We start from the raw sequence: 23,400 nt of genomic DNA, 5'->3' as shown, positions 1-23,400 counted from the left end.
TCCCTTGCGGCACCTGACCCGGCGCACGCGGATTGGCTAGGCGTCAGCAGGCCAGATGGCCAGTCCTCGCGACACAAGGCTTTCCCACGCTTCTTCCGCGCTGTCGGCGAATTCGAAGATGTCGAGATCCTTTTCCGCAATCATACCCGCCTCGAACAGGGCCTCGAAATTGATGATCCGGGACCAGAAGGCCCGGTCATACAGCACAACGGGAATGGGCGGGGCCTTGCCGGTCTGGGTCAGTGTCAGCAGCTCGAACAGCTCATCCATCGTGCCGAAACCGCCCGGATAGATGACCAGCGCCCGCGCCCGCATCGCCAGGTGCATCTTGCGCATGGCAAAATAGTGGAACTGGAAGCACAGGTCCGGCGTGATATAGGGGTTCGGTTCCTGCTCGAACGGCAAGGCGATATTGAAGCCAATCGTCACCGCGCCCGCGTCCATCGCGCCCCGATTGGCGGCTTCCATCACGCCCGGCCCGCCGCCGGTCGCGATCACGTTTTCCCGCAGGCCGCCATTATGGCAAAGCGCGCCGCCGCGCTCCGATGCGATCCGGCCGAACTCACGGGCGGACGCATAGACCGCCGCCTGATGTGCGTCGCCGTCCTCGCGAACCCTGGCGCTCCCGAACACGACAATGGTCGAGATAATCTTCTTGGCCCGCAAATGCTCCTCGGCCTTGGAATATTCCATCATGAAGCGCGCGCCGCGCATCGAGTCGCCGAGGATGAAATCGGTATCCAGCGCGGCGAGCTTGTAGGTCTCTTCCCGCCCGTCGTTTTCGTCAGGCATCATCGTCCCTCCTTCACAAAGAGATGCGAGTTAACCCCGCATGCCCCCATCCGGCAATGCACAGGGGTCACTTGCCCTCCGGGCTCTTCATGCTGAGGGCGATCCGCTTGCGGCTGACATCGACATCCTTGACGAGAACACGCACCACCTGGCCGGCCTTCACCACGTCATGCGGATCTTTGACAAATGTGTCGGCCAGTTCGGATATGTGCACCAGGCCATCCTGATGAACGCCCACGTCCACGAAGGCACCGAAGGCGGTGACATTCGTTACCACGCCCTCAAGGCGCATGCCCGGCTTCAGATCCGATATTTCCTCAACCCCGTCCTGGAACGTGGCCGTCTTGAATTGCGGCCGCGGGTCGCGCCCCGGCTTTTCCAGTTCGGCGAGGATGTCGGTGATGGTCGGCACACCGAACTCCGCATCCGCAAAGGCCGCAGGCTTCAGCGTCGACAGGAAGGCCTTGTCGCCAATGATGCCTTTGACCGGACGCCCGGTCTTTTCCGAAATGCGGGTCACGACCGGATAGGCTTCCGGGTGCACCGCCGAGGCATCCAGCGGGTTCGTGCCATCCATGATGCGCAGGAAACCGGCGGCAAGTTCGTAAGTCTTCGGCCCCATGCGCGGCACCTTCTTCAGGGCCGCCCGCGTCCTGAACGGGCCGTTCTTGTCCCGATAGGTCACGATATTGGCCGCAATCGTCGGATTGAGGCCTGACACCCGGGCCAGCAGCGGCGCAGAGGCCGTGTTCACGTCCACGCCGACGGCATTGACGCAATCCTCCACCACGGCATCCAGCGAGCGCGCAAGCGCCGCCTGGTCCACATCATGCTGGTACTGGCCGACGCCAATCGCCTTCGGCTCGATCTTGACGAGTTCGGCGAGCGGGTCCTGAAGACGGCGCGCAATCGACACAGCCCCCCGCAGGCTGACATCCAGCGTCGGGAATTCCTTCGCCGCCAGTTCCGACGCCGAGTAAACCGACGCCCCGGCCTCTGACACCATGATGCGGGTCAGTTTCAGCTCCGGCATCCGGGCGGCAAGTTCCGCGACCAGCTTGTCCGTCTCGCGGCCTGCCGTGCCATTGCCGACGCTGACAAGCTCCACCTTGTGACGCTTGCTCAGCTCTGCCAGCTTCGCCATCGCGCCCTGCCAGTCCTTGCGCGGTTCGTGCGGATAGATCGTTACGGTCTCCAGCAGCTTGCCGGTGGCATCGACCACCGCAACCTTGCAGCCGGTGCGAATGCCCGGGTCGATACCCATGACGACCCGTGGCCCCGCAGGCGCAGCCAGCAGCAGGTCATGCATGTTGCGGGAAAACACGCGGATGGCCTCGGAATCGGCGCGCTCCTTCAGGCGGGCAATCAGGTCGCTCGCGCTGGACGCGGCCAGCTTGGCTTTCCATGCCATGCGGGCCGTATCGGCCAGCCATTCATCCCCTGCCCGGCCCTTCTTCGCGATGCCGAATTCAGACATGATCATGCCCACTGCCGGGTGGTCCCCCTTGGGTTCATGCGGCACGTCCAGCTTCACCTTCAGCACGCCTTCCTTCTCGCCGCGCAGCAGCGCCAGCGCCCGGTGCGAAGGCATCTCCTTGATCGGTTCATCAAACTTGAAATAGTCGGCAAACTTGGCGCCTTCCGCCTCCTTGCCCTTGACCATGCTCGAGCCAAGCCGCCCGCCAGTCCAGACATTCTCGCGAATGGTGCCAACAAGGCGCGGGGTCTCGGCCATGCGCTCGATCAGTATCTGGCGGGCGCCTTCCAGCGCGGCCTCCATATCAGCCACCCCCTTCTTGGCAGACACAAATGCGCTGGCTTCCTTGCCCGGCACAAGCGCCGGATTGGCGAGCAAGCGGTCGGCAAGCGGTTCGAGACCGGCTTCACGGGCAATCATCGCCTTGGTCCGCCGTTTCGGTTTGTAGGGCGCATAGATGTCCTCCAGTGCCACCTTGGTCTCCGCACCGGCGATCTGGCGTTCCAGGTCGGGCGTCAGCTTGCCTTGCTCCGTGATGGATTTGAGCACGGTTTGCCGGCGCTCATCCAGTTCGCGCAGATAGGTCAGGCGCTCGGCCAGGTTGCGCAGCTGCGTATCGTCCAGCCCGCCCGTCCGCTCCTTGCGATACCGTGCAATGAACGGCACCGTCGCCCCATCATCAATCAGCGCGATGGTCGCGATGACCTGCGCCTCCGACACGCCCAGTTCACGGGCGATGATGCGGCTGACCGGGACGGCCGGGATGGTTGTGGAACGGGCGGTGGCAGTGGACATGTGAGGGCCTTGTGCAGTTTCGGAGGGGCATGGGATGGCGCACAAAAACGCCAGACCTCCGTTTGCCCGCCAATTCGTTCACAGCGCGTTTACTTTAACGGCCCGGACCGCGATTTAGCCATCATACGCGACCCGGAAGCCGATATGCGACGCGGAAAATCCGGCATCCTGTTCCTGCCGCCCGAACGGATTGGCATTCCGGCAGAAATTCTCGGCGCAAAGGTAGGAGCCGCCAACCAGCAGCCCCTTGCCCGCCCGGTCACGGCGCGCATCCGGCTGCACCCATTCCCAGACATTCCCGCTCATGTCCCGCAGGCCATATCCGTTGGCCGGAAAACAGCCGACCGGCGCCAGTCCGGGATAGCCATCGCGCGACAGGTTCTCCACAGGGAACAAGCCCTGCCATGAATTGGCATCAGGCGCGTTGTGACGCCCTTGCGGCCCCACCTCAGGCACCTCGTCGCCCCCATGCGCCGCATATTCCCACTCCGCCTCCGTCGGCAGACGCCCCCCTGACCACGCCGCAAAGGCCTCCGCATCGGCCTGCGCGATGTGCGTCACCGGTTCCAGTGGGCCCGGCTCATGGCCTCCCAGCTGGCCGTCCGGGTCTTTCCAGCTGGCCACGGCATCAAAGACCCACCAGTTCATTTCCCCCACAGAGACAGGCTTGCGGAACACGGCCGACCCGTTGCGCTGCCCATCCTCCAGCACCCGCTCAGCCAGTGTGACATAGCCCGTTTCCGCCACGAATTCAGCGAACCGCGCCGACGTCACCTCGGTCACGTCCAGCCTGAAGGCGGCAATCTCATATGTGTTTCCGCGCAGCGTCAGCGTCCCCGCCGGAACCTCGGCAATGCCTTCCGCACTGTCGCACACATCACTCGCACCTGCTGGCGCAGCAATGAGTGCCTCAGGCTGAGGCCCGGTTTCGGCCTTGCCGCAAGCGGACAGGCTGACCAGCTCAAACGCCAGCAACGCACAGCCCAAATGCCATGAGACGCAGCGCCTGCCCGCAGGGATCCCCACTGGCCTCAACCGGTCACAGCCTCGTCGAGTTCGCCGACATCCAGCGCGGGTGCCGCATCAAGGTCATCGGCGTCCAGCAGGCCGGACACCTGCTCCAGCGCCGACACGATCAGGGATTGCTGCCAGTCGGGCAAATCATTGAAACGGTCCGAAAACGTCTCCTGAAGCAGATCGGGCGCGTCGGCCAGAACTGCGACACCCGCTGGCAAAAGCCGCAGCCAGACGCGTCGCCTGTCCTCGTCGCAGCGCCGCCGGGCAATCAGCTCGCGCGCCTCCAGCTTATCGGCCAGACTTGTAATCGTGGCCTGCTTCAGAAGCGTAGCTTCGGAAATCCTTCCCGATGACAACTCGCCAGACTTTTCCAGCAACCGCAGGACAGCCAGTTGGGAGGGCGTCAGACCAGCCGTTGACGCAAGGCGCCGGGAGGCGAGTTCGGTCACCCGCTGTATCTTGCGCAGGGCAATGAGGGCATCTACAGACCGCTGGTTCACTGGACCTGACCTTGTTCGGGCGCCGGACCGGCAGGCCCCAACGCAAGTTTCAACGCAGTCAGATGTGCCTCATAGGGCCGCCACTGTTCAAGCCCGTTCTTGTTGATCGGCTGGCGGACCTGTTCGGAACTGGCCGTCCGCACGGCGCGCCGGGTCTGGTGGAAGTCCACACAGCGCTGGTCGAAGGGCAAGCCGCAATAGTCCAGAATGCGCCGCACCTGTCCCTCGATATCATCCAGAACATCCTCATGCTGGACGCGCAGGATCCGCCCCTCCGGCAAGACAGCGTCCCAATGGTCCATCAGGTCGACATAGGCGCGATAATAATGCCCGATCGTATCCAGGCCGTAGGTGAACTCCTGACCTTCCGCGAACAGCTGCTTGTAACCGGACCAGCAGCAATCCATCGGATTGCGGCGCGCATCAATGATCCGGGCATTCGGCAGGATCAGGTGGATCAGGCCGATATGCCGGAAATTGTTCGGCATCTTGTCCGTAAAGAAAGGCGCATCCTGACGATGGATCCGCGTCGTCTCGATATATTCCTGCCCCAGCGCCGACAGGTCCGCATCCGGCATCTCCTGCAGGACACGCGGATAGCGTTCGCGATCCGAAAGGTTCTGGCGTCCGCGAAGCCGGTGGGACAGGGCCAGGATGTTCGGCAGTTCAAGTGTGCCGTCCACCTCAGGGTGCGAGGCGAGTATCTGCTCGATCAGGGTCGAACCGGCACGCGGCAGGCCCACTATGAAAATCGGGTCCGGCGCGCCGTACCCCTTCCCAGTCCGCGCATCGAACAGGGCTGACGTGCAGATGGCCTTTTGCGCCGCGAACTCGTCCAGCATCTGCTCGGTCGTATAGCGCGTCGTCTGCTGCTTCAGCGCATTGCCCTCGGCAAAATGCGCAAAGGCTTCATCGTATTCTTCCCTGTCCTCCAGCGCCTTTCCCAGGGCAAAGGCAATATGGATGCGGGACATGTGGTCCAGTTCACCGGAAGCCACAGCGGCCGACATGCTGCCCAGTTCGCCATCGCTGAAGTCGTATGTCTTCAGGTTGGCCAGCCCATACCACGCATCGCCCAGCTGAGGAGCCACGCGGGTCGCCGCCTGATAGGATGCGATGGCCTCGGGCGTCTTGCCATAGGTCTTCAGGGCATGCCCGCGTGACGTCAAAGTCGCGGGGTCATCCGGGACCAGGGCGAGGACTTTTTCGAATGTCTCCAGCGCCGTTTCATAATCTCCCGCCTGCATGCTCTCAATCGCGAAATGTGACAGGAAAACCGGGTTGTCCGGTTCCCTTGCCGTCAGCCACCGGGCCTGTTCCAGGGCATCCGCAAACCTTTGCTGCTTGCGCAGCACCTGTATGAAATCGAGGCGCAGCTGGATATTTTCCGGGTCGAGCTCAACGGCACTTTCCAGAAGGAAATGTGCATCCTCCTGGACGCCGAGCCGCCCGCCAATGTCCGCCAGCAGGCGCATGGCCTCGACATGGGTAGGGTGGCGCTTCAGGAACGCTCTGACCAGTTCCTCCGCCCGGAAGGTGCGGCCTTCATGGATATGGTTCGTGACAGCCAGCAGTTCGCGCGGCAAGCCGCTGAGGCGCTGTGCCTGGGCAAGGGAGGCCGATGCGGCAGCGGTATGTCCCTGCGCTGCCAGAAGCTCAGCCTGCGCGTTCCAGCTTGCGATCAGGACCGGATTGTAGCGTGTCGCTCTCTGATAGGCTGCCAGGGCGGCCAGACTGTCCCCCATCTTGCGCCGTAGATGTCCCTCTTCCTGATAGGCGCGGCCAAAATCGGGAACGACCGACTTCAGGCGCGCCAGATAGCGGAGCGCATCATCGTCGCGATTGTCATACCGGGCACATACGGCAGCAATGTAGAGCGCATCGCGATTGTTCGGATCCTGCGACAGTGCCGCCTCAACCGCGCCGGTCGCGCTGTCCAGATCACCGGCCTGCAAGGCCTTCTGTGCCCGTTTGATCGTGTCGTCGATGTCAGCAAGACTTGGCATGAAGGGTTTCAGGTGCTCCAGAAAAGACCGGCGCCCTGAAGGTGTCAGGGCGCCGGCATCAATTCAAGTCGGATCGTGTGCCTAGTATGAGAAGGACACGCGAACGCCGACCGTGCGTGGCCGGACGGGCGTCACCCGTTCGCGGTCAAACACGAAATTGTTCGCAAGTTCTGCGTACTCGTTCGTCAGGTTCGAGCCGAACAATTCTGCCGTCCATTTGTCGGCACTCACTCCGAGCGTTGCGCCCAGTGTCACCCAGCCATCGATCTCTGCCTTGTTGATTTCGATAATATCGCTGAAGGAACTGTCGGAGAATACGATCTGCGGCATCACATGCGCCCGCAGGGACGAACCCGCCAGGCGGCGTTCCATATCCCATTCATACCGTGCACGAATATTGCCCTGATAGGCCGGCGCAAAGGCCAGCTCGGACCCAAGCAGGACGTCATCCGTTGGCGTGATGACTTCCGTCACCTCCGTGTCGAGGAACGAAAACGCACCGGCAAGCGTCAGGCCGTCAACCGACGCAGGGGCCCAGGTGAACTCACCCTCAAGGCCCTGGATTTCGGCATTCGCCGCATTGTCGGAGAAGAACAGGTTGACGATGGACGGATCGAAGATTGTCGTCTGCAGGTTTTCGATTTCGACAAGGAAGGCCGAGCCGTTCAGCCGGAGGGAATTGTCGAACAGTTCGGTTTTCCAGCCGATCTCGTAATTCTTCACTTCATCGGTATCAAGTGCATAGGGAACCGTATATCCGTTCGGGCCTGGTGCGCCGCCGGGACGGTTGAGCAAGCCGGGCCGGAAGCCTTCAGAATAGGTTGCAAAGAACAACATATTGTCCGTTGGCGTCCATTCACCCGTGATCTTGTAGATAAAGCCGTCTGTCGCGGCCTTGTCTGGTGCACCCACGGCATTGCCCGGAGCGAACTGCGCCGAGATGTTCGTGCCGAAGGCCTGCGCATCATCGGTCTGGCCGAGATTGGAGAAGGACGAGTTCGCGCTGCCATCGAGGTCGACTTCGATATCGTACCAGCGCGCACCCACCGTCAGTGCGAACTGGTCGGTGAGGTCGAACGTCGCTTCACCGAAGAGGCCGAGCTGCTTGTCTGTACGCTTCACGTCATTGCGGAAGATGACGCCCGCCGGAAACGGGCCGGGTTCGCTGAAATAGCCCGGCGATGCGTTCCCGACAGCCCCGGTGACCGCCGTATTGGTCAGCGGATAGTTCGGCGCAAAGCCCACCTCACCGTTGAAACCGAGAATCTGTGTCGAGCCAGGATAGGTGAAGTCATTCAGTTCGCGCAGCTCCAGGTCGCTGAAGAAGCCGCCAAAGGTCGCGCGGATGCGGTACGTGTCCGGCGTGTTGAAACGGAGTTCATGCGTCTGGATTTCGGTTTCGGTGCTCGACTTCACGAACAGGCTCGGGGCGTAGCATGTACCGCTGGGTGCGGCCGCACCCGGATAGCTGACAGAGCCGTCGCAGATATAATATGGCAGGTATTGAGCGACGAAAAGATAGTCGGAATAATCGACAATCTGGTCAGTCGTCCGTTCCGTGTAGGCCCCGGTATAAACCGCCTCAAGCGCCCCTATCCGGCCATCCAGTGTCCAGCTCGTATTGTGGTAGCTGTCTTCGATCTTGTCTTCGCTGAACCTCACGACATCGTAATCGTCGAGTTCAGGATCGGCGAAGAAAACGCCGTCCGCATCAAGCCTCTGCTGCGCATGGGCCACATTGAGCCGCCAGTCGGCACTGAATTCATAGAGAGCGCTGAGGCGGAAGCCCTGATAGCTGGTATCATTGATGTTCTTCTCGGCGATCGACGCGTTGTTGGCCGAAATGAAGTTCACGTCCGACAGGTCTGCGCCCGCCTGGAAGCCTGCACGATTAGGCTGAACAACCGTACCGTTTTCGCGCACCGTTCCGGCAGGCCGGAAGCGCGCCGACTGCGACGCGTCCAGCACGCCGCCGACATTGTCGATATAGCCGCCCTGATTGTCGGTATAAACGACACCGCGCACGGCAAAATTGTCCGTGACAGGCAGGTTCATGACCGCCTCGACACTGTTGCTCATGTCGCCGCCTTCGGTGAACGAGGTCGACGCTTTCACCTTGGCCTCGAACCGGCCGAGCTGCGGCTTGTTCGTGATCAGGCGGACCGTACCGGCCTGCGAGCTGGCGCCGAACAGGGTGCCCTGAGGTCCGGAAAGCACTTCGACGCGCTCAAGGTCTGCGGCATAAACGTCGAGATTGCGCCCTGGCTGCGAGACAGGCTGTTCGTCAAGGTAAAGCGCCACATTGGGCGCCAGGCCGGCAACGCCTGCGGTGGTCAGGTTCGGCGTGGTCGACGCAATACCGCGAATATAGATCGTGCTTTGTCCCGGCCCGGAACCGCCCGCCGTGACGCCGGGAAGCTGGACAAGGTAATCGGTAAAGTTCTTGACCCCCAGATTGTCGAGCTCGGTTTCTCCCAGCGCAACCACAGCAACCGGAATGCTCTGGGCGGTTTCGCTTCGCTTTGTTGCCGTGACAGTGACAGCCTTGAGGCGGCGAGTTTCCTGTTTCGGCGCCTTTGGCGCGGGCTCTTGCGCAACAGCCATCGGAGTAAGAAGGCCAGCCATTGCCGCCAGCGAAGCGCCATACATTAATTTGTTCATTTGTCGTCCCTTTAGGTCAGCTCCAGTCGTCACCCGCGCCATTGCGAGGCGCGACAAGTGAAACGACGACTGATCGATAGGCTTTCGGGGCTATCATAAACTTCGACAATAAAAAGGCTTTTGCCGTGCGCTTGTCCGGAGAAGCCACGAACTGTTGCATTTTAGCCCCATTTTACGCAGTTTTTCTGCCATAGGCGCTGGCGGGCGCTGTCATCAGTGCAGCATTTTACTTTGATAATGGAATATTATCCTGCAAAACCCGGCCATGACCATCGAATCAACGACTCCAGAGCCTGACGCCCCGATCACCGGTGAAGAACCGCTGTTTGAATACGAGACTGACTACGAAGTCGGTCAGGACAATATCGAAGTGCTGGGCTTCGATATTCACAACCCTGTCTTCTTCCTCAGCGCCGGCCTGGTCCTGCTCTTCTCAGCAGCTACGCTGATCTTCCCCGAGTCCTCGACACAGACACTCGTGGCGGCCAAGACATGGACTCTGCAGAGCGCTGACTGGCTGTTCGCTATCACACCCATCATTGTCCTGCTCTTTGCATTGTCGCTTTGCGTGAGCCCCCTTGGCCGCATTCGCCTTGGCGGCCCGGATGCCACACCCGACTTCAAGATCCATTCATGGATCGCCATGCTGTTCGCCTGCGGCGTCGGCATCGGCTTCATGTTTTACGGCGCGGCAGAGCCGCTGGCCTATTATACTGACTGGTATGGCACACCGCTGGGTGTCGAGCCCGGCACGCCGGCGGCTGAGCGGCTCGCCTTCAGCGCCACAATTTTCCACTGGGGCCTCTTCCCCTGGGCCATCTACGCGACTGTCGGCCTGTCTCTCGGCTTCTTCGCCCACAACAAGGGACTGCCGCTGAGCATCCGCTCCACCTTCTACCCCATATTGGGCGAGCGGATCTGGGGTTGGCCCGGGCACATCATCGATCTGTTCGCAGTGGTATCAACCATCTTCGGCCTCGCCACGACAATCGGAATCGGCGCGACGCAGGCAGCGAGCGGGCTCGCCTACCTCTTTGGGTTCGAGCCCAATCCCGGCCTGCAGATTGGCTTGATCGCCGCGATGACCGGTTTGGCGGTCCTGTCTGTCCTCCGGGGACTGGATGGCGGCGTAAAGCTGCTCAGCAATATAAACATGGGCCTGGCCTTCGCCTTGCTGATGTTCGTCATCATTGCCGGGCCGACCATCGCGATCTTTACAGGCATCGGCCAGAATTTCCTGTCCTATGTCGGCGACACACCTTCGCTGACCGGCTGGATCGGACGAACGGACATTCTCTGGTTCCACGACTGGACGATATTCTACTGGGCCTGGTGGATTTCCTGGTCGCCCTTTGTCGGCATGTTCATTGCCCGGATTTCCCGCGGCCGCACTGTCAGGCAGTATTTCGCAGTCGTCTTGCTGGCGCCGTTCACGATCTGCGTGATCTGGTTCTCCGCCTTCGGCAAAACCGCGCTTGCCCAGCACCAATCCGGCACAGGTGAGCTGGCAGGCGATATGACCAGCGCATCCCTCGTCCTGTTTGAAATGCTTGCGGGAATGCCCTTCCCCGAAATCACTTCGGCCGTGGCCATCATGCTGCTTGTTATATTCATCGTGACATCGGCTGATTCCGGCGCACTGGTTGTCGACACGATAACGAGTGGCGGCAAGACGGATTCACCTGTCGGACAACGCGTGTTCTGGGCGACGGCGCTTGGACTGACAGCGTCGGCACTGCTGTATGGCGGCGGTACGGATGTCCTGCAATCGCTACAGGCAGGTACGATCACGGCAGCTTTACCGTTCACTGTCATCCTGCTCGTCTGCTGCCTCAGCCTCTATATGGGCATGAGGGACGACCAAAAGCAGATGAATGCCGAAACAGTCGACAAGGCGGCAGAGCCTGCCGGGTCCTAGCGCCGGTGCGAGCTCCTACGCTTTGGCGAGTGCGTCTTCGATGAATTCGATGGTGCGATGCGCATAGTCTTTCTGGATTTCCGCCAAAACGCGCGTCTTCACCTGTTCTGACAAGGCGGTGCGCAAGACACCCATCGTCCGGCTGTCGGCCACGATGACAAGTCCGTCGAACCGGTCCTGGCCTGCCCATCGGTCCAGCCGGTCTGCAAGATCTTCTGCAAAACGGATTTCTCCGAGCGCATGCCAGTCGGTCTCCACGGTGCTGCCGCGTCGATCCGAAGTCTTCTGGAACCGGCCCGGTCGGGCCGTTCCCTGTTCGCTCGTCCTCGGATTTGCCACTTCCTCATGGTCGACCACGCGCAGGTCCATCACATCCTGATCGCCATTGTTTTCGAGCAGCAGAAACTTGCCGGCATCGCAAACAATTACCCAGGTTCCGTTTTTGAGCTTCATGAGTATTTCCTCCGGCTTTCGTCCAATTATCTTACGCCCAGTGGCAAGGCGTCACTACGTATTGCTCCCCAGCTGTTGCCTAACCGGCCGGAACCTCGGTGAACCGTCCGCCATCCCGCGCCAAACGCTTCAGGGACTCTGCCGGCGCAAAGCGCTCATCGTCAGCTCCCAGCCGCTCCATGGTCGCCAGTACCGTCTCTGCCCCCACCATATCGCCATACAGCATCGGGCCGCCCTTGTCGGCAGGCCAGCCATAGCCGTTGAGCCAGACAACATCGATGTCCGAGGCGCGCTGGGCCTTTTTCTCCTCGAGGATTTTCAGGCCCTCATTGATCATCGGATGGATGCAGCTTGCGATGATCGCCTCGACAGACGGGGCCGCCGCGGAATCGACCCCCGTAATATCACGAATGATTTCAGCCGTGACGCTGGACGGGACTGGGTTCCGGTTCTCGTCATAATCGTAATAGCCCGCACCTGTCTTCTGGCCGCGCCGGTCGATCTCGCACAAGGCATCCCGGATCGGATTGGCCGTTTTAGCGCCTTTTTTCCAGCCAATGTCGAGACCGGCCAGGTCGGACATCTGGTAGGGGCCCATCCGGAAACCGAACGTGTTCAACGCCGCATCGACATCCCACGGCATGGCGCCCTGATAGACCAGCTTTTGCGCCTGCGCCTGCCGCGCAGCGAGGATCCGGTTCCCGACGAATCCGGGGCAAACCCCGACCAGAACTGCAACCTTGTTAATCTTTTTCGCAAGGTCCATGCAGGTCGCGATCACGTCGTCAGCCGTGTGATCGGCGCGAACGATTTCCAGCAGTTTCATCACGTTTGCCGGCGAGAAAAAGTGCAGGCCAATGACATCCTCCGGGCGCTTGGTGGTGCTGGCGATCGCGTCGATGTTCAGTGCGGATGTATTCGTGGCCAAAATCGCACCCGGCTTCATGATCCGGTCCAGATCGCTGAAAATCCTCTTCTTCAGGTCCATGTCCTCGAACACGGCCTCGATGACGAGATCGCAATCAGAGAACGATTCCATGTCGAGCGTTCCGGTAAGGAGGCCCATGCGAACGCCAACGTCCTCCTGCGGGAAGCGGCCCTTGTCGGCGCTGCGCTGGTAGTGGCCGCGCACCACACCAAGCCCGCGATCAAGCGCCTCCTGCTTCGTTTCAAGGATGCGGACCGGAATCCCGGCCGTTGCGAAATTCATGGAGATGCCGCCGCCCATCGTGCCGGCGCCGATCACGCCAACCGACCTGATCTCGCGCAGCGGCGTATCAGCCGGAAGGCCTGGAACCTTCCAGGCATCGCGTCCGGCCTGGGCGATATAGGCAGAAACCTGTTCGGGAGACATGATGATTGCAGGCATTGTGGCTGGCTTTCAGATGGGTGTTCTACGATTGGGATTGCGCTTGAATAGCATAACTCTCCTACGCTACGCGCCCCGGCCATCAACCTCAAGAGTGGTAAGAATGCGCTGGCAGACGGTCAGGCAAACCCGATTGCCTTGACGCGATTGCGCCCGGCCTTCTTGGCTTCGAACAGGTAGGTGTCAGCCTGATTGATCAGATCTCGCACCGTCATGCCCATCTCGAACCGTGCAACACCGAATGAGGCCGTCACCGTTGTAAACGTCCCGTCGCATCCATCGACTGGAATTTTCAACTCTTCGAACTGGTGCTTGATCTTCACAAGGAGATTATAGGCCGACAGGACGCTGGTTTTCGGGAAAATTATCGCGAACTCTTCCCCGCCATATCGCGCGACCATGTCCTGGCCCTTGATGTTGTCACCGATGAGTGACGCAAACCTGCGCAGCACTTCATCGCCGTGCTGGTGGCCGTACGTATCATTTACCATCTTGAACTCATCAATGTCCGCCATGGCAAGGCAGAGTTGCTGCCCTGACGCCTCCGCCTCTTGAACCTCTTCCATGATCCGCCTGTCGAATGCCCCCCGGTTCCAGAGGGACGTGAGCGGGTCGCGCAGGCTTTGGATGCGGGCGCTGGCCAGCTCCTGGTTCAGGGTCTGAATCTGGCTTTGGGATGCAACGAGACTATCATTCATTTGCCGGGTCGCATCGGCCATACGCTGGTTCTCTTGAACAAGCTTTGACACGATCGCATCAAGGTCTTCGCTGGTCTTTGAGCCCGGCAAGCTTTTCTGGACATCGCTCAATGCGTTCCTGAAACTGTCGCTTCGCTCGGCGCCAGATGCAATGACCTTCAGAATGCCTTCAAGTTCCTGCTCCACGGCCTGGCCAACATTTTTGGTGTCGATATCCTGGCCGCCCTGCGCCTCCAGCGACAGACAGAGTTGTTCGATATCGTAGGGATTCAGACCGCCATTCTTCGCCAGGAAATCGTCGATCCGACTGATGAGTTCGCAATCCGTGCCTGATACATAGGCGTACCAGAGGGCATAGGTACCGGGAAAAGGAGGCGTCCGGTAGCGCTCGATCAACCCGAATGCCTTTCCGGCATTCTTGTACACTTCGACAAAGTCGAGTGACGCCCTGTTCTGGCGCCTCGGGGTCTCGTTTTTGCGCAATGCTGCCTGCATGGAACCGCTCCAGTCCATTACCATTTCATTTCCAATATAGAATCAAATACTGGAGCATGTTTTCCTACTCGTTAACGCTGCGGCACGGCAAAGCCCTACTCCTGGGACAGACGCCAGGCTGATACCCCGGCGCACGGGATATGCGCGCTGCCGATCAGGAAGGCACTCTCGTCAGCCGGGGCGCCAATTGACCTCAAATCGCAGGCTGCCGGGCCATAATTAAACGCAAATTGCACGTTTCCGGCGCGGCGCAGCCGGAGCCCCGGCCCGGTGTCGCGTATCGGCAGGTGAACCTCCTCACACAGGCGGCGCAAGACATGATCCAACAGCTCATCGCCGGGCCAGCATGCCAGGTAGTGATAATGCTCATGCTGCAGCCATACCGGTTCGCCATTGGCGAATTGCGCGCGAACATCTGCCGGACTGGTCACGGACTCGCGCCAGAGACCGGCATCGTAGACCTTGCCTTCCGCCTCGACATCCAGCCGGATGAAGGGCGCGAGGCTTTCAAAGCGGTCAACCCGCATGGGGATCAAATCAGTAAAGGCCCCCGGCGCCAGTCCATCGGGTATATGCCCCTCTCCGGTCCGTGAACCGGTCAAGGGGGTCGCCAGCACGGCCGCGCCTGACTCCCCCAACCGCCGGACAAGATCGTCATCCACAATCGTCAGGCTTGGCAGAAGGATCAGTCTGTACCCTTCAAGGTCAGAACGCGGCGGCACGATATCGACGTCCAGCCCGAGACGGCGGCAGGCAGAATAGATGGACCGGCTCATTTCGAGCACGGACCCGGCCCGCCCATGCGGCTGGATCTCATGCTGCCACAGACTCGGATAGTCGTAGAGGATCGCGACGGGCGCGCGCACCCGTTCCAGCGATCCGATCCGTTCCATTTCGTCTTTTACCTGCCTGATTTCATCAATGGCTGGCGAATCGCGGCGGTCGGGCCCCAGCAATCCTGCATGTGTCTGCTCCTGGCCAAATGGCACCTGCCGCCAGCGGAAATAGCTGACGAAATCAGCGCCATGGGCAAAGGCCTCCCATGTCCACAGCCGGACCATGCCTGGCGCCGGCGCGGCATTGTGCGTAGCCCAGTTTACCGGTCCCGGCTGCTGCTCCATCACGCCCCAGTTCGGCGAACAGTGGCGGAAGACATCATGATTGAAGGCGGCAAAGTCCGGGTGGCCATTGCGCAGCCAGCGGGCCTTGTCCGCATGGCTGTGATCGCCTTCGCTGAGCAGGCCGATCGGGTAACTGTCCCAGGTGGCATAATCCAGCGTCGCACCGATATCATGATGATCGAACAACGTGAAATCGCCGATATAGTTGTGCGCGATGGGTCGCCCGGGGCTGAGTTCGCGCAGGATATCGACCTGCATCTGATTATAAGCACAGATTTCGTCGCTGGAGAATCGCCGATAGTCGAGGCGATGGGACGGATTGGCCTCGGTCACGGTGGCATTTGGCGGATCGACCTCATCAAACGACCGATATGTCTGGGACCAAAACGCCGTTCCCCACGCCGCATTAAGGGCGCTGATCGTCTTGTACCGTTCTTCCAGCCACACACGAAACGCCCGGACCGCATCCGGCGAGAAGCTCTCGTGCGTACCATGGTGGCCAAACTCATTGTCGGTCTGCCACATGATGACCGCCGGGTGCTCGCCATACCTGCTGGCCAGCGCAGTCACGATCCGCGCGCTCTCCCGCCGGTATGTCCCGGAGGAGAAACAGTAGTGCCGTCGCGAGCCGAACCTTTTGGGGTGGCCATGCCTGTCGCAGGGAAGGATATCCGGATGCCGGTCCACCAGCCATTTGGGGGGTGTCGCTGTTGGCGTACAGAGAATGATGCCAAGGCCTTCGCCATGAAGCACCTCAATCGCCCTGTCGAGCCAGTCCCAGTCAAACTGTCCGGGCGCTGGCTCCATTCTGCTCCAGGCGAATTCGCCGATCCGGACCCGGTCCAGCCCCAAACGCTTCATGCGGCGCGCATCGTCCGCCCAGTCAACTTCGGGCCAGTGTTCCGGATAGTAGCAAACACCGAGGCCTGTCATGCATTCTCCGTGATGCGTCTGAGGTAAAACAGCCTGCCCTGATTTGGTTTGATAGGGTCCATGTCAAGGCCGGTCCAGGCGAGCCCTTCGGCAGATGCGATACCGAGCCCTGTATCGGTACCACCATCAAACGAGACTTCCGCGACAGCGAATGATGCGGAATGATCCAGCCCGGGAATAGCGATATTGGGATGGAGAGAATAAGGGGCCATCCCTGTTCTGAGTACTCTGACAAGGGCGTGGTTACCATCGGCTGACTCTATCAGGGTGATATCCAGATTTGCGTCGGCACTGGGAATCGCGCGGACATGCCCCGAATGCATCCACGGCCGGAACCGCTTGTGTACCTGTATCGCATGGGCAAGCGCTGTCCTGTCGGATGCCGACAGTTTGTCAGGGTCGAGCTCAAGGCCAAAGTGTCCGAACATGGCAACCAGCGCCCGGAAGCGGATTGAAAATACCCTGCCTGTAATCGGATTGGGCGCCGGCCCGACATGGCATCCTAACATCTCCATTGGAATATAGGCCGAAAGTGAACGCTGGATGCGTATCCGGTCGAGGGCGTCTGTTGCATCACTTGCCCAGAACCGCGTCACGCGCGGCAGTATCCCGAAGTCGATCCGGCCGCCACCGCTCGCGCAGCTTTCGATCTCGATCTGTGGATATCGCGCTCGAAGCCGGTCCATCAGGCTGTAAACGCCGATCACGTGACGCGTGCCGCGGGCAACGCCATCAACCGTGTCCGGATAGATCTCGCGGTTGCAGTCCCATTTCAAATATTCGATGGGCGCAGCATCGAGACACGCGGACAGCCGCGCGTACAAGTGATCCTGAACATCCCTGTTGGAAAGGTCCAGAACCAGCTGGTTTCGTCCGGTCGGTGCGTCAGGATCCGGGTAGCCCAGGACCCAGTCCGGGTGCTGCTCGTGAAGCCGGCTCTTGCGGCTGACCATTTCAGGCTCGACCCACAGGCCGAATGACATGCCGAGCTCGCGTATCCTGCCGGCCAATGGCGCCAGGCCGTGCGGAAAAAGGTCCGGGTCCGGCTCCCAGTCGCCCAGACTGGTCGTGTCATCCCGGCGGCCGGCAAACCATCCATCGTCCAGTACGAAGCGCTCAGCACCAAGAGCAGCCGCGCCCTTGGCCAGCGCGACAAGTGCGTCCTCGTTCAGGTCGAAATAGCGTGCTTCCCACGTGTTAAAGTGAACTGGCCTGAAGACCTCTCTTGATAGTCTTCGTGCGAGGCGGTGAAGACGGGCTTGCAATTCGTCAAACCCGCTCGTTCCGATCACGACGATGAGCTCGGGTGTCTCCAGCTGCTCCCCCGGCGCGAGCCTGATTTCACCAGGCTCATATTGCGCTTCGGCGCAGATTTCGCCGGAGCCGTCAGGCAGCCGCTCCACGCTGATGGAATGGCTTCCGCTCCAGGCCAGGTGCAAGGCCATTACGCGTCCACTGTCCGTGCCAGCGGCACGTTCGCAAATTGTAACGGCGGGAGACCCATCAAAGCCGCTCCGCCCCAGACGCCCCACGCGTTGCACCCTTCCAGCCCCCAACGGACGCCGTGACCCGTGCCCTTCCCGCGCCCATCCGCCGTGCGTCATGACGGTATCATCAGCCCAATCCGGTAAGGGGACCAGGCCGGCGACGCATCGGTGGAGGTCAACTACCTCGCCCCCGGCGTTTCGGATAATGGTCCGGATTTTCAATACGCCGTATTCGAGGCTGAGCCTGGTTTCTGCTTCGACGCCGCAGGTTTCATCTCCAGCGTGCAGCACGAGTTCGGTTTCAGACACCTGCGTCATGTGTCTGGGCGACAGATTGATCCGCCGGCCCGAGGGCTGGCAGATCGCGTCGACCAGGCCAGCCCCGGCATATCCCGCGCCCCGCGCTGCCATAAGGCTGGGACCGGGAACATGATCGGGGCTGGCGGGCAGCACGGCGGGGCGCACGTTCTGGTGCTTGTCTGATCCGGCAGCCGGCCCCAGATAGGCCAGTTTGAAGCCCGAACCCGGAACGAGCGCGATTGTGCAGCTGACGCCGTCACTGGTGAGAGAATTTGTTTGCAATCCGTTCCCCTTCATCCGGTGCGGCGATCCCCACGAACGCAGCGCGGAGAATCCTGTCGCAATCCTTCATGCATGCGTTAGTTACATGCAAATGAGAACTGTATAAGTAGTACACTCCATGACCGACGATTCAAACTACGTGACACTGCAAGGCCGCTCACGAACCCTGTTCCGACGCCAGCACATGAAGGCCGATGGGCGGTCTGTTTCGCTCTACGGCTTCAAGCCCCATTCGGGGCCAGCAGGAGAGGAGCTTGTCAGGACGACAGGCCACCATTCGGAACTGCGGCGCGACCCGCTGCGTGGCACCTGGTCGGTCTATACGCCCCATCGTCAGACACGTACATTCTTGCCTTCGGCAGCGACCGATCCCCTTGCCCCGTATCGGGTCGGAGAAGTGCCGACTGAAATCGCCTTTCCAGACTTCGAACTGGCCGTTTTCGACAATCAGTTTTCAAGCCTTCAGCCAAGCACGGCATCGACGATGCACAGCCAATGGGCAGATGGCCCGGCGACCGGCCAGTGCGAGGTTGTCGTTTATACGGCAGCGCAGGAAGGCAATCTCCACAGCGTAGGCCAGGATCGCCGGATCCTGTTTCTCGAAGCACTGATTGACCGATACGAGACCCTTTTCCGGAATGGTGCCGCTTACGTCCTGCCCTTTGAGAACAGAGGTGTGCAAGTAGGGGTCACACTCGCCCACCCACATGGCCAGATCTATGCCTTCCCCTTTGTTCCCACCCCCCAGGCGGTCGCGGCCAAGGCGTTTGAAGACGGCTATGATCTGGTTTCGGACCATGCAACCTGGGAGGGGATTTTCACTGTTGCGACTGACGGTGGCCTCACCGCTTTCTGTCCGCCCTTTGGGCGCTTTCCTTATGAAACATGGATCATGCCGACCCGGCCGTGTCGTGGGCCATGGGACCTGCACGCGTCCGAAATCGAGAATCTGGCGCAGCTGTTGGGCGACATTCCACGCCGTCTGGACGGCCTGTTCGACGCACCAATGCCTTACATGATGAGCTTCCAGGCTGCGCCGCGCGACGCTGGCCCGGATTTCCAGTTTACAGTTCAGTTCTATCCGATCATGCGGGATGCCGGGCGCTTGAAATACCTCGCGAGCGTCGAGCAATTCACGAACGTCTTTACGGTCGACATCATGCCGGAATACGCCGCTGGAAGGCTGCGCGAGCTATGACCCGGCCTCAAGATGCCATCTGGCAATCTGCCACAGTGCCCTGCAGGGTCAACCTGATTGGAGAATGGATCGACTTCAATGGCGGAACGGTCCTGCCCATGGCCCTCACGCCATCGGTCAGGGTCGACATCCAGTCCAACCAGTCCCAAAGCGATCAGGTCTCCTCTGAACAGTTTGATGGTCCACGGGCCTTCGGCATCGACGCGCCCGCGACCGACCACTGGTCTGACTATATTCGCGGCGCTCTTCAATATGCCCGCAAGCAGGAATGGATATCGGCTGGACAGGACGTACATGTCAAAAGCGCGATACCGGTCGGCGCGGGGCTCTCCTCTTCAGCTGCGATCATCGTCGCCGCCCTGAAAGCCGCGAGGCCTTCGTTCGCTACGGTCACGGACGCCAACCTTGCCCTTGCCGCAAAGGAAATCGAAAACCGTTTCATCGGCGTCCCTTGCGGGATAATGGACCAGATGGCGGTCGCGCTGGGCAAGCCCGGCACGGCCTTGGCCCTCGATACACGCGATTGTTCCTACGAGCTTCTGGACATTCCAGATTCATGGTCGATCGTCGTTGCCCATTCCGGTCTCCACAGGGCCTTGACAGATGGCCGCTATCGCGCGCGACGAGACGAATGCCTGGAAGCGGCAAGGCAAATTGGCGCCGCGTACCTTTGTGACGCGAGCATGGATTTTCTGGATGCACTCGACCCAATACTCGCGAAACGGGCGCGGCATGTCATCAGCGAAGGGAAGAGGTCAAAGGAGGCGGTTGCGGCCTTGCGCTCCGACGACCGTGCTCGCTTTGGGCAATTGATGATAGAAAGCCATAACTCCCTGCGCGACGACATGGATGTGTCTGTCCCGGGCATCGATCAGCTGGTCGCCCACGCAATCGATCTCGGAGCGGAAGGCGCGCGCATCACAGGCGCGGGTTTCGGCGGCTGTGTCGCAGCCTTGATCGATCCGTCGATTCTCGCGAACTGGTGGACGGGGCTGACGGCCCTCCATCCGACGATCAAGCGGATTTCGTGAGGTATAATGGCGCCTCTGGTCGAGATCAATGCACATGGATGGCAGATTGACCTCGACCCGGTGCGGGGCGGACAGATCGTCCGATGCAACTGGAACGGCCAGGCAATTCTGAAACCTGGAAATGCAGGATACTGGCCGGATAATATGGGAAGCGGTTGCTTTCCCCTGCTCCCCTTCTCGAATCGCATTCGCAACGGCACTTTCGATTTCGGCGGCAAGAGCATCCGGCTCGCAGGCGCAGACTTTGTGACGCCCCACGCCTTGCATGGTTATGGCTGGCGTCACACCTGGCAGATCACCAGGTCTAGCGCGGAAAAGGTGAACATGATTCTCGAACACGCCGCGGGAGAGTGGCCCTGGTCCTATCGCGCGCACCAGACCATTTGCGTCGGGCCATTTGGTCTCACGCTTTCACTCTGTATCGAGAATTTGAGTCCGGACGCGATGCCGGTCGGGATCGGCTTTCACCCCTACTTTCCCCGCCGGAGAAACACATGCATCAAGATGGAGTGCGACGGCTACTGGATGACGGAGCCAACCGACCCGGGCCTTCCCGTGTGGTGGCGCCCCATTTCACCTGCAGCAGACTTCAGCGAAGCCAGGCCCATATCTGGCATCGATCTCGACAACTGTTTCACCGGCTGGAAACGACATCTCCAGATCGATTACCCGGACACATCCCTGCTTATATCCCTGTGTGCGAGTGAGGCGCTCGACAATATCGTCGTCTACTGCCCTGCCATGGGGAGTGATATCCTTTGCCTCGAGCCCGTATCGCACGCGACGAATGCCATCAACCTGCCGGATCTTCCAGCAGGACAGGCCATGGATGTATTGGCACCGGGAGAACGCTTTAGTGCAGAGATTCTGATTTCCGCGCGATACGCATGTTGATTTTCACACGCCGTCTCCTGCTGTCGGCTGCAGGAGTACGTATTTTGTCCTTTTCCCCCAGGTAACCCGGGTCAACGCACGTCGCTGAGTTTGCCGAACAGATAGCAAACCATGGCGTGACATCCTGCGCATCGACAAGGCTTTGAGCCATGCCTATGTACGCAGCAAGCCTGAGACGATTGCCTGCCTGAACTGGATATTCTCCCCATGCCTTTGTCCACGATTCCTGACGCTGCAAGGGCGTTTGTCCGGCTGGCTGCGGAGCTGAGATGAGCGGCACGCGCAACCTCATCCTGGTCCTCGGCGACCAGCTTACACCAACTTTGTCCGGCCTTGCCGCCGCAAGTCCGGAACACGACCGTGTGCTGATGGCCGAGCTTCATGACGAAGCAACCTATGTGCGCCATCACAAGAAGAAGATCGCCTTCATCTTTTCTGCTATGCGCCATTTCGCTGAAGAGCTGCGCGCATCTGGCTGGACAGTCGACTATGTTTATCTGGATGCGCCCGATAACCTGGGAAGCTTCTCAGCTCAGGTCGCTCAGGCCGTTTCCAGACACCGGCCTGAGCGTGTCATCGTGACAGAAGCCGCCGAGTGGCGCGTTTCGCAAATGCAGGCTGGCTGGCAGACGCAGCTTCCAGTGCCGGTCGACATATTGCCGGATGACCGTTTCCTTTGCACGCCTTCCGCATTCAAGGAGTGGGCCGCCGGCCGCAAGCAATTGCGTATGGAGTATTTCTACCGCGACATGCGCCGAAAGACCGGACTGCTGATGGATGGTGACAAACCGGCAGGGGGCAAGTGGAATCTCGATGCTGAAAACCGCAAGGCCGCAGCTGCCGACCTGTTCATGCCCCGGCCCAAGGCCTGTCGACCGGATGCGATCACACAGGATGTGCTGACATTGACCGAATCCCGTTTCGGCAGTCATTTCGGCGAGCTTACGCCATTCTGGTTCGCAGTCACCCGCACCGATGCCGAAGCGGCCTTTGACTCATTCGTCGAACAGGCCTTGCCGTATTTCGGGGATTACCAGGACGCTATGGTCGAGGACGAACCTTTCCTCTATCATTCCGTCATCGCACAATATATGAATTGCGGATTGCTGGATCCTCTGCGCGTCTGCCGGCGAGTTGAGGCTGCCTATCGTGAGGGCAAGGCGCCGCTCAACGCCGCCGAAGGGTTCATCCGCCAGATTATTGGCTGGCGCGAATATGTGCGCGGTATCTATTGGCTGAAGATGCCCGGCTATGATCGCAGCAATTTCTTTGGCCACACACGTTCAGTACCGGATTTCTACTGGACGGCCGAGACCGACATGGCCTGTACAAAAGCCGCCCTGACACAGACAAGAGATGAAGCCTATGCCCACCACATCCAGCGCCTGATGATTACAGGCAATTTCGCGATGCTGGCGGGTATTGATCCGTATGCTTTGCACGAATGGTATCTGAGCGTCTATGCCGACGCCTATGAATGGGTCGAGTTGCCCAACACGGTCGGCATGAGTCAGTTTGCGGATGGTGGCCTGCTGGCATCGAAACCTTATGCGGCCAGTGGCGCCTATATCAATCGTATGTCCAACTACTGCAAATCGTGCCGATATGATGTGAAGATGAGAACTGGACCCGATGCCTGTCCCTTCAATGCGCTATATTGGGACTTCATCGCACGCCATCGCGATAAGATCAGCAATAGTCCTCGAATGGCGCAGGCCATGCGGACCTATGACAGGTTCACAACCGCTGAGCAGCAGCGCATCGCCGGCAGTGCAGCGAATTTCCTCGCAAGCTTGTGATGGAAAAGCGTTACACCAAGTCCAACCTGCCTGAAAAGACCTGCGCGGCCTGCCGCAGGCCTTTTGCCTGGCGCAAGAAGTGGGCGCGCGATTGGGACAATGTCAAAACCTGCTCAGAGCGCTGCAAGGCTGAATTGCGGCGCAGGACCCGCAAGGATGAACAGCAGGCATAAC

At 60.2% G+C, this 23,400-nt stretch carries 17 protein-coding genes; 6 read left to right on the top strand and 11 right to left on the bottom strand.

Annotated features, from left to right (window positions below):
• Positions 1–36 precede the first annotated feature (36 nt).
• The 6 genes from VR74_RS06325 to VR74_RS06300 form a co-directional block, all read right to left on the bottom strand.
• A complete protein-coding gene (locus VR74_RS06325; protein WP_299949738.1) occupies positions 37–792 on the bottom strand; it encodes a TIGR00730 family Rossman fold protein in 756 nt (251 codons plus the stop codon).
• Positions 793–859: 67 nt separating this feature from the next.
• Positions 860–3,064: a Tex family protein gene (locus VR74_RS06320; RefSeq protein WP_045695252.1), complete on the bottom strand. Its 2,205-nt coding sequence runs from the start codon at positions 3,062–3,064 to the stop codon at positions 860–862.
• A 114-nt stretch (positions 3,065–3,178) separates the two neighbouring features.
• A complete protein-coding gene (locus VR74_RS06315; RefSeq protein WP_299949736.1) occupies positions 3,179–4,039 on the bottom strand; it encodes an SUMF1/EgtB/PvdO family nonheme iron enzyme in 861 nt (286 codons plus the stop codon).
• A gap of 56 nt (positions 4,040–4,095) precedes the next feature.
• Positions 4,096–4,581 carry a MarR family transcriptional regulator gene (locus tag VR74_RS06310; protein ID WP_045695250.1) on the bottom strand — a complete coding sequence of 162 codons (486 nt, stop codon included), beginning with the start codon at positions 4,579–4,581 and terminating at the stop codon, positions 4,096–4,098.
• Positions 4,578–6,587, bottom strand: coding sequence for a tetratricopeptide repeat-containing sulfotransferase family protein (locus VR74_RS06305; protein ID WP_045695249.1), 2,010 nt, complete (start codon positions 6,585–6,587; stop codon positions 4,578–4,580). Before VR74_RS06305 ends, VR74_RS06310 begins: the two co-directional genes overlap by 4 nt.
• An 81-nt stretch (positions 6,588–6,668) precedes the next feature.
• Complete coding sequence (locus tag VR74_RS06300; RefSeq protein ID WP_045695247.1) at positions 6,669–9,248, bottom strand: TonB-dependent receptor; 2,580 nt, start codon at positions 9,246–9,248, stop codon at positions 6,669–6,671.
• A gap of 265 nt (positions 9,249–9,513) precedes the next feature.
• On the opposite strand from VR74_RS06300, the gene VR74_RS06295 reads away from it, so the two are divergent.
• Complete coding sequence (locus VR74_RS06295) at positions 9,514–11,166, top strand: BCCT family transporter (protein WP_299949734.1); 1,653 nt, start codon at positions 9,514–9,516, stop codon at positions 11,164–11,166.
• 15 nt (positions 11,167–11,181) lie between these two features.
• On the opposite strand, the gene VR74_RS06290 is transcribed toward VR74_RS06295, so the two are convergent.
• The 5 genes from VR74_RS06290 to VR74_RS06270 all read right to left on the bottom strand — a co-directional run bounded on the left by VR74_RS06290 (position 11,182) and on the right by VR74_RS06270 (position 18,304).
• A complete protein-coding gene (locus VR74_RS06290) occupies positions 11,182–11,619 on the bottom strand; it encodes a host attachment family protein (RefSeq protein ID WP_045695246.1) in 438 nt (145 codons plus the stop codon).
• A gap of 79 nt (positions 11,620–11,698) precedes the next feature.
• A complete protein-coding gene (locus tag VR74_RS06285; RefSeq protein WP_299949733.1) occupies positions 11,699–12,988 on the bottom strand; it encodes a 3-hydroxyacyl-CoA dehydrogenase in 1,290 nt (429 codons plus the stop codon).
• A 119-nt stretch (positions 12,989–13,107) separates the two neighbouring features.
• Positions 13,108–14,181: a GGDEF domain-containing protein gene (locus tag VR74_RS06280; protein WP_299949730.1), complete on the bottom strand. Its 1,074-nt coding sequence runs from the start codon at positions 14,179–14,181 to the stop codon at positions 13,108–13,110.
• A gap of 95 nt (positions 14,182–14,276) precedes the next feature.
• Positions 14,277–16,235 (bottom strand): beta-galactosidase, encoded by a 1,959-nt coding sequence (locus VR74_RS06275; protein ID WP_045695243.1) that lies wholly within the window; start codon positions 16,233–16,235, stop codon positions 14,277–14,279.
• Entirely contained in the window at positions 16,232–18,304 is a 2,073-nt protein-coding gene (locus tag VR74_RS06270) for an alpha-galactosidase (protein WP_299949728.1), read from the bottom strand. Before VR74_RS06270 ends, VR74_RS06275 begins: the two co-directional genes overlap by 4 nt.
• Positions 18,305–18,422: 118 nt before the next feature.
• Between VR74_RS06270 and VR74_RS06265 the strand changes: the two genes are divergently transcribed.
• The 5 genes from VR74_RS06265 (at position 18,423) to VR74_RS06245 (ending at position 23,399) form a co-directional block, all read left to right on the top strand.
• Positions 18,423–19,502, top strand: a complete 1,080-nt coding sequence (locus VR74_RS06265) for a hypothetical protein (RefSeq protein WP_299949726.1) — start codon at positions 18,423–18,425, stop codon at positions 19,500–19,502.
• Positions 19,499–20,533, top strand: coding sequence for a galactokinase (gene galK, locus VR74_RS06260; protein WP_045695241.1), 1,035 nt, complete (start codon positions 19,499–19,501; stop codon positions 20,531–20,533). The genes VR74_RS06265 and galK overlap by 4 nt, the downstream gene beginning before the upstream one ends.
• A gap of 6 nt (positions 20,534–20,539) precedes the next feature.
• A complete protein-coding gene (locus VR74_RS06255; RefSeq protein WP_299949724.1) occupies positions 20,540–21,427 on the top strand; it encodes an aldose 1-epimerase in 888 nt (295 codons plus the stop codon).
• Positions 21,428–21,696: 269 nt separating this feature from the next.
• On the top strand, positions 21,697–23,226 hold the full coding sequence (locus tag VR74_RS06250) for a cryptochrome/photolyase family protein (RefSeq protein ID WP_045695239.1): 1,530 nt from the start codon (positions 21,697–21,699) through the stop codon (positions 23,224–23,226).
• On the top strand, positions 23,226–23,399 hold the full coding sequence (locus VR74_RS06245) for a DUF2256 domain-containing protein (protein WP_045695238.1): 174 nt from the start codon (positions 23,226–23,228) through the stop codon (positions 23,397–23,399). Before VR74_RS06250 ends, VR74_RS06245 begins: the two co-directional genes overlap by 1 nt.
• Position 23,400 lies beyond the last annotated feature (1 nt).

The organism is Hyphomonas sp. BRH_c22, assembly GCF_000961795.1.
Classification (GTDB): Bacteria; Pseudomonadota; Alphaproteobacteria; order Caulobacterales; family Hyphomonadaceae; genus Hyphomonas.
This window is presented reverse-complemented; position numbering and strand designations above follow the sequence as displayed.

What these genes read in the sequence shown, in the direction of transcription:
- VR74_RS06325 (WP_299949738.1), bottom strand. Translation starts at nt 792, where the DNA reads ATGCCTGACGAAAACGACGGGCGGGAAGAGACCTACAAGCTCGCCGCG.
- VR74_RS06320 (WP_045695252.1), bottom strand. Translation starts at nt 3,064, where the DNA reads ATGTCCACTGCCACCGCCCGTTCCACAACCATCCCGGCCGTCCCGGTC.
- VR74_RS06305 (WP_045695249.1), bottom strand. Translation starts at nt 6,587, where the DNA reads ATGCCAAGTCTTGCTGACATCGACGACACGATCAAACGGGCACAGAAG.
- VR74_RS06300 (WP_045695247.1), bottom strand. Translation starts at nt 9,248, where the DNA reads ATGAACAAATTAATGTATGGCGCTTCGCTGGCGGCAATGGCTGGCCTT.
- VR74_RS06295 (WP_299949734.1), top strand. Translation starts at nt 9,514, where the DNA reads ATGACCATCGAATCAACGACTCCAGAGCCTGACGCCCCGATCACCGGT.
- VR74_RS06290 (WP_045695246.1), bottom strand. Translation starts at nt 11,619, where the DNA reads ATGAAGCTCAAAAACGGAACCTGGGTAATTGTTTGCGATGCCGGCAAG.
- VR74_RS06285 (WP_299949733.1), bottom strand. Translation starts at nt 12,988, where the DNA reads ATGCCTGCAATCATCATGTCTCCCGAACAGGTTTCTGCCTATATCGCC.
- VR74_RS06280 (WP_299949730.1), bottom strand. Translation starts at nt 14,181, where the DNA reads ATGCAGGCAGCATTGCGCAAAAACGAGACCCCGAGGCGCCAGAACAGG.
- VR74_RS06275 (WP_045695243.1), bottom strand. Translation starts at nt 16,235, where the DNA reads ATGACAGGCCTCGGTGTTTGCTACTATCCGGAACACTGGCCCGAAGTT.
- VR74_RS06265 (WP_299949726.1), top strand. Translation starts at nt 18,423, where the DNA reads ATGACCGACGATTCAAACTACGTGACACTGCAAGGCCGCTCACGAACC.
- galK (WP_045695241.1), top strand. Translation starts at nt 19,499, where the DNA reads ATGACCCGGCCTCAAGATGCCATCTGGCAATCTGCCACAGTGCCCTGC.
- VR74_RS06255 (WP_299949724.1), top strand. Translation starts at nt 20,540, where the DNA reads ATGGCGCCTCTGGTCGAGATCAATGCACATGGATGGCAGATTGACCTC.
- VR74_RS06250 (WP_045695239.1), top strand. Translation starts at nt 21,697, where the DNA reads ATGAGCGGCACGCGCAACCTCATCCTGGTCCTCGGCGACCAGCTTACA.
- VR74_RS06245 (WP_045695238.1), top strand. Translation starts at nt 23,226, where the DNA reads ATGGAAAAGCGTTACACCAAGTCCAACCTGCCTGAAAAGACCTGCGCG.